This window comes from Mycobacterium sp. (assembly GCF_049673265.1).
In the GTDB taxonomy this organism is placed as follows: domain Bacteria; phylum Actinomycetota; class Actinomycetes; order Mycobacteriales; family Mycobacteriaceae; genus Mycobacterium.
In genome coordinates this window covers 1-5162 of record NZ_JBATXN010000105.1, presented here as the reverse complement: position 1 = coordinate 5162, position 5162 = coordinate 1, and the positions used below count along the sequence as shown (strand labels likewise).

General features: G+C 66.4%; 6 protein-coding genes. All 6 read right to left on the bottom strand.

Annotation, left to right across the window (positions count from 1 at the left end):
- Positions 1–670 (bottom strand): proteasome accessory factor PafA2 family protein (locus WBF82_RS03530; RefSeq protein ID WP_424381714.1); only part of this gene is annotated, 670 nt, incomplete at its 3' end.
- A 126-nt stretch (positions 671–796) separates the two neighbouring features.
- Positions 797–1648: a DMT family transporter gene (locus WBF82_RS03525; protein ID WP_424381713.1), complete on the bottom strand. Its 852-nt coding sequence runs from the start codon at positions 1646–1648 to the stop codon at positions 797–799.
- A 10-nt stretch (positions 1649–1658) separates the two neighbouring features.
- Positions 1659–2405: a proteasome subunit alpha gene (gene prcA / locus WBF82_RS03520; RefSeq protein WP_424381712.1), complete on the bottom strand. Its 747-nt coding sequence runs from the start codon at positions 2403–2405 to the stop codon at positions 1659–1661.
- On the bottom strand, positions 2402–3289 hold the full coding sequence (gene prcB / locus WBF82_RS03515; RefSeq protein ID WP_424381711.1) for a proteasome subunit beta: 888 nt from the start codon (positions 3287–3289) through the stop codon (positions 2402–2404). Before prcB ends, prcA begins: the two co-directional genes overlap by 4 nt.
- Complete coding sequence (locus tag WBF82_RS03510) at positions 3286–3480, bottom strand: ubiquitin-like protein Pup (RefSeq protein ID WP_043409984.1); 195 nt, start codon at positions 3478–3480, stop codon at positions 3286–3288. Before WBF82_RS03510 ends, prcB begins: the two co-directional genes overlap by 4 nt.
- Positions 3481–3588: 108 nt before the next feature.
- On the bottom strand, positions 3589–5097 hold the full coding sequence (gene dop, locus WBF82_RS03505) for a pup deamidase/depupylase (protein WP_424381710.1): 1509 nt from the start codon (positions 5095–5097) through the stop codon (positions 3589–3591).
- Between the last annotated feature and the right edge of the window lie 65 nt (positions 5098–5162).

The window sequence follows — 5162 nt, the reverse complement described above, 5'->3', positions numbered from 1 at the left end:
CCTTGAGCATCGTGGTGGTTTCGCACATGTTGGAGTCGCCGACGATGACATGCAGGCGCCGGTACTTCTCGGCGTCGGCGTGCGGTTCGTCGCGGGTGTTGATGATGGGGCGTGATCGGGTCGTTGCGCTCGAGACGCCTTCCCAGATGAGCTCAGCGCGCTGCGAGAGGCAGAAGGTGGCGGCCTTCGGTGTTTGCAGCACCTTGCCTGCGCCGCAGATGAGCTGGCGGGTGACCAGGAACGGCAACAGAACGTCGGAAATCCGGGAAAATTCGCCGGCCCGCACGATCAGGTAGTTCTCGTGGCACCCGTACGAGTTGCCTGCCGAGTCGGTGTTGTTCTTGAACAGGTAGATGTCGCCGCCGATGCCCTCGTCGGCGAGCCGCTGCTCGGCGTCGACGAGCAGGTCCTCCAGCACGCGCTCGCCCGCGCGGTCGTGGGTGACCAGCTGCACCAGGCTGTCACATTCCGCGGTCGCATATTCCGGATGGCTGCCCACGTCGAGATACAGCCGTGCACCGTTGCGCAGGAAAACGTTGGAGCTGCGCCCCCAGGAGACCACCCGACGAAACAGATAGCGGGCCACCTCGTCCGGCGACAGCCGCCGGTGACCGTGGAACGTGCAGGTGACACCGAATTCGGTTTCGATGCCCATAATCCGCCGCTGCACAATTCGAGCGTACTGGTTGAATCCGCAACTGGTGCGCAACCCCCGCCGAGAGTGTGGCGTGGAGTGCGGGTTCGGCGCCAAACCGGGTGTTGTCATTGCACTTTGGCTCGCGCCCGCGAGCCGGGGTCAGGCGTCGGCCGGGGTGGGTGCCTCGCCGAATCGGCTCAGTGCCAAGGCTCCGGCCACCGCGACGACGAACCCCGCCACCACTATCCAACTCAGGCCCGGACGGGTCTGGTCGCCGAGCCACGCCACCCCGACGAGCGCGGGACCGACCGTTTCGCCGACCACCATACCGGCGACGGCGGTGGTCACCGATCCGCGGCTCAACGCGGAGGTCAGCAGCAAGAATCCCGTAATTCCCCCAGCAACCACCGCATATACGGCGGGATTGGTGTAAAAGTCTGCTCTGGTCGGGTCGAACGGATCGATCAGGCGGACGGCGACCTCAACGACTCCGAAGCCGGCTCCGGACCCCAGCCCCAGCACGAGCGCGCGGGAGCGGTCGCCCAACCGGCCCGCCGCCGCGCCCGCGAGCAATACCACGGCGACCACGACCAATAGCGCCCAGCCGAGTCCAGCAGGCCCGCGCTGCGAGCCCTCGGGACCGGCGGCAAGGCCCAGCATCGCGAGGCTCCCGCACACCACGGCCACCGCGGCCCATTCCATTGGTGACAGCCGCACCGAGAGCATCCAGGCTGCCACGATCGCGGTGACCGCGAGCGACGCCGCGATCGCCGCGGCGACGACGTAAATCGGCACCAGGCGCAGCGCGGCCACTTGGAGCAAAAAACCCAGACTGTCCAGCCCGATGCCCACCAGGTAGCGCCACTGCCGCAGCGCTCGCAGCACTAAGGCGGCGTCAACTCCGGAGTCGCTGGTTCCCGCATCCACCGAGCGGGTGGCGGCGGCCTGTAACACCGTCGCAGTGCCGTAGCACACCGAACAACCCAACGCGAGCAACAACCCGATCAGCACGGGACAGAGCCTATTTCGAAGACTCCTCGCCCGAGTCGCTTTCCGAACCGTTGTGTTGTGGTAGCAACCGCTCCAGCGCCGAACCGGTGATACGCCGAAACGCGCGGCGCGGCCGGCTGGCGTCGAGGATTGCGACCTCCAACGTCGCGACCCCCACGCTGGGTTCATCACCGCCGTTGGTGCTGCCAGCCTGCAGCGCGTCGACAGCGATTCGCACGGCGTCGGCCAAGTTGGCGTTCTCGGCGTAGGAGTCTTTGAGCGCGGTGGCGATCGGCTCCGTCGTGCCGCCCATCACCACGAAATGCGGCTCGTCGTTGATCGACCCGTCGTAGGTGATCCGGTACAGCTCAGGCGGTTTGGTCTCGCCGTAGTGCGCGACCTCGGCCACACACAGTTCGACCTCGTAGGGTTTGGCCTGCTCGGTGAAGATGGAGCCCAACGTCTGCGCGTAGACGTTGGCCAGCTGTCGGCCGGTGACATCGCGGCGGTCGTAGGCGTATCCGCGGGTGTCGGCGAACTGGATGCCGCCACGGCGCAGGTTGTCGAATTCATTGAACTTACCGGCGGCGGCGAAGCCGACGCGATCGTAGAGTTCGCTGATCTTTTGCAGTGACCGCGACGGGTTTTCAGCGACGAACAGCACGCCCCCGGAGTAAGCCAGCGCCACCACGCTGCGGCCCCGCGCGATGCCCTTTCGCGCGAGCTCGCTGCGTTCGCGCATCGCCTGCTCGGGCGAAATGAAGTACGGAAAGCTCATGAGTCACTTCCCGAGCGCTCCGCGTCCGGGCCGAAAGTGTCTGCGCGGGAACGTCTTTCGATGACTTCGCGGGCCAGCTCGGCAATGCGTTGCTCGGACACGTTGGCTGCGCCGTCGGCACCGACCGTGACCGCGGTCGGATAGATCCCACGGACCAGATCAGGCCCACCAGTGGCCGAATCGTCGTCAGCCGCGTCGTAGAGTGCCTCGACCGCAACCCGCAAAGCGGAATCGGCGTCGGTCACCTGCGAATACAGTTTCTTGATCGACGATTTGGCGAAGATCGAGCCAGAGCCCACCGCCTGGTAGCCCTCCTCCTCCAGATTCCAGCCGCCGGCGGCGTCGAACGAGACGATGCGGCCGGCCTTCTCCGGTTCCGGGTCGTCGATGTCGAAACCGGCGAGCAGCGGCAGCGCGACCAAACCCTGTAGGGCGGCGCCGAGGTTGCCGCGGACCATGATCGCCAGCCGGTTCACCTTCCCGGCGAAGGTAAGCGGTACGCCTTCCAGCTTCTCGTAGTGCTCGAGCTCGACGGCGTACAGCCGGGCGAATTCGACCGCGATGGCCGCGGTGCCGGCGATTCCGGTCGCGGTGTAGTCGTCGGTGATGTACACCTTCTGCACGTCGCGCCCGGCGATCATGTTGCCCTGGGTGGAGCGCCGGTCGCCGGCGATGACGACGCCGCCGGGGTGCTTCAGCGCGACGATCGTCGTTCCGTGCGGCAACTGAGAACCCAGCGGGCCGTGCTCCGCGTTACTGCTGCCCACGGGCAGCAGCTCGGGGGCCTCGCGACGCAAAAAATCAGAGAATGACGAAAGACCGCCAAAAGCGGTCCCCGGAAGTGCTGAGTGAGTGGCCAGACGATCGCGGAACGGCCAGGTCACTGGCCGCCCTTTTGGACGTATGCGCGGACGAAGTCTTCGGCGTTCTCTTCCAGAACATCGTCGATCTCGTCGAGCAGGTCGTCGGTCTCTTCGGTCAGCTTTTCGCGACGCTCCTGGCCCGCGGCCGTGCTGGCGGTGGGGTCGTCGTCATCGCCGCCGCCACCACCACGCTTGGTCTGCTCTTGAGCCATCGCTGCCTCCTGCATATTCATCGGGCGCAAGTAACACGCCCGTCGGTCTCTCCACCCTACCGGTCGATACCGCCAATGCTCTGGGTAAGCCGCATTGTGTCCAGCCCGTTAGGTGGTCAGTTGCTCCACCAACTCGACCGCGCTGTTCACCGAATCCAGCAGCGCGCCGACGTGCGCCTTGCTGCCGCGCAGCGGCTCGAGTGTCGGAATGCGCACCAGCGAGTCGCCGCCCAGATCGAATATCACCGAATCCCAGCTCGCCGCCGCGATGTCGGCGCCGAAGCGGCGAAGGCATTCGCCGCGGAAGTAGGCCCGGGTATCCGTCGGCGGGTTGTCCACCGCGCTGATCACCTGCTGCTCGCTGACCAGACGCTTCATCGAGCCACGCGCCACCAACCGGTTGTAGAGGCCCTTGTCCAGCCGGACATCGGAGTATTGCAAGTCCACCAGGTGCAGTCGAGGGGCCGACCAGCTCAGGTTCTCGCGGTGTCGAAAACCCTCCAGCAGCCGCAGCTTGGCGGGCCAGTCGAGTAATTCGGCACATTCCATCGGGTCGCGCTCGAGTTGATCCAGCACGTGCGCCCACGTCTCCACGACGTCGGCAGCACGCGCATCGTGATCGCGGCCGTCGACCAGCTTTGCCACCCGATCCAGGTAAATCCGCTGCAGCGCAAGGGCGGTCAATTCGCGACCGTCGGCCAGCGCGACGGTGGCCCGCAGCGAGGGGTCGCGGCTGATCGCGTGGACCGCATGCACCGGCCGGGCCAACGCCAGGTCGGTCAGGTCGATGCCGTGGGCACCGCCCTCTTCGATCAGGTCGAGCACCAGTGCGGTCGAGCCCAGCTTCAGATACGTCGACGTCTCGGCGAGGTTGGCGTCGCCGATGATGACATGCAACCGCCGATACCGGTCGGCATCGGCGTGCGGCTCGTCGCGGGTGTTGATAATGCCGCGTTTGAGGGTGGTCTCCAGCCCCACCTCGACCTCGATGTAGTCGGCTCGCTGGGACAGCTGGAAGCCCGGCTCGTCGCCGGCGGGCCCGATCCCGACCCGGCCGGAGCCGGTGATCACCTGACGGGATACCAGGAACGGCGTCAGCCCGGCGATGACGGCTGAAAACGGCGTCTGGCGGCTCATCAGATAGTTCTCGTGCGACCCGTAGGAAGCGCCCTTGCCGTCGACGTTGTTCTTGTACAGCTGCAGCTTGGCCGCACCAGGAACGCTGGCTACATGCCGGGCGGCGGCTTCCATCACGCGCTCGCCGGCCTTGTCCCAGATCACCGCGTCCAGCGGGTCGGTGCACTCCGGCGCGGAGTATTCCGGGTGCGCATGGTCGACGTAAAGCCGCGCGCCGTTGGTCAAGATCATATTGGCCGCACCGACCTCGTCCGCGTCGACGACCGGCGGTGGGCCGGCCGAGCGGCTCAGGTCGAATCCGCGGGCATCGCGCAGCGGCGATTCCACCTCGTAGTCCCAACGGGTGCGCTTGGCGCGTTGAATGCCGGCGGCGGCGGCATAGGCCAACACCGCCTGCGTCGAGGTGAGAATCGGGTTGGCAGTCGGGTCTGACGGCGAGGAAATGCCGTACTCGACCTCCGTCCCGATAATCCGTTGCATGACTAAAGCCTAGGCGTGGCGACGATGCGCGCCGCGCTGGGGGAACCGCCCGGCGGCGTTGCGGG

Bases quoted from the DNA above. Each gene is read 5' to 3' on its own strand.
- prcA (WP_424381712.1), bottom strand. From the start codon at position 2,405: ATGAGCTTTCCGTACTTCATTTCGCCCGAGCAGGCGATGCGCGAACGC.
- WBF82_RS03510 (WP_043409984.1), bottom strand. From the start codon at position 3,480: ATGGCTCAAGAGCAGACCAAGCGTGGTGGTGGCGGCGGCGATGACGAC.
- dop (WP_424381710.1), bottom strand. From the start codon at position 5,097: ATGCAACGGATTATCGGGACGGAGGTCGAGTACGGCATTTCCTCGCCG.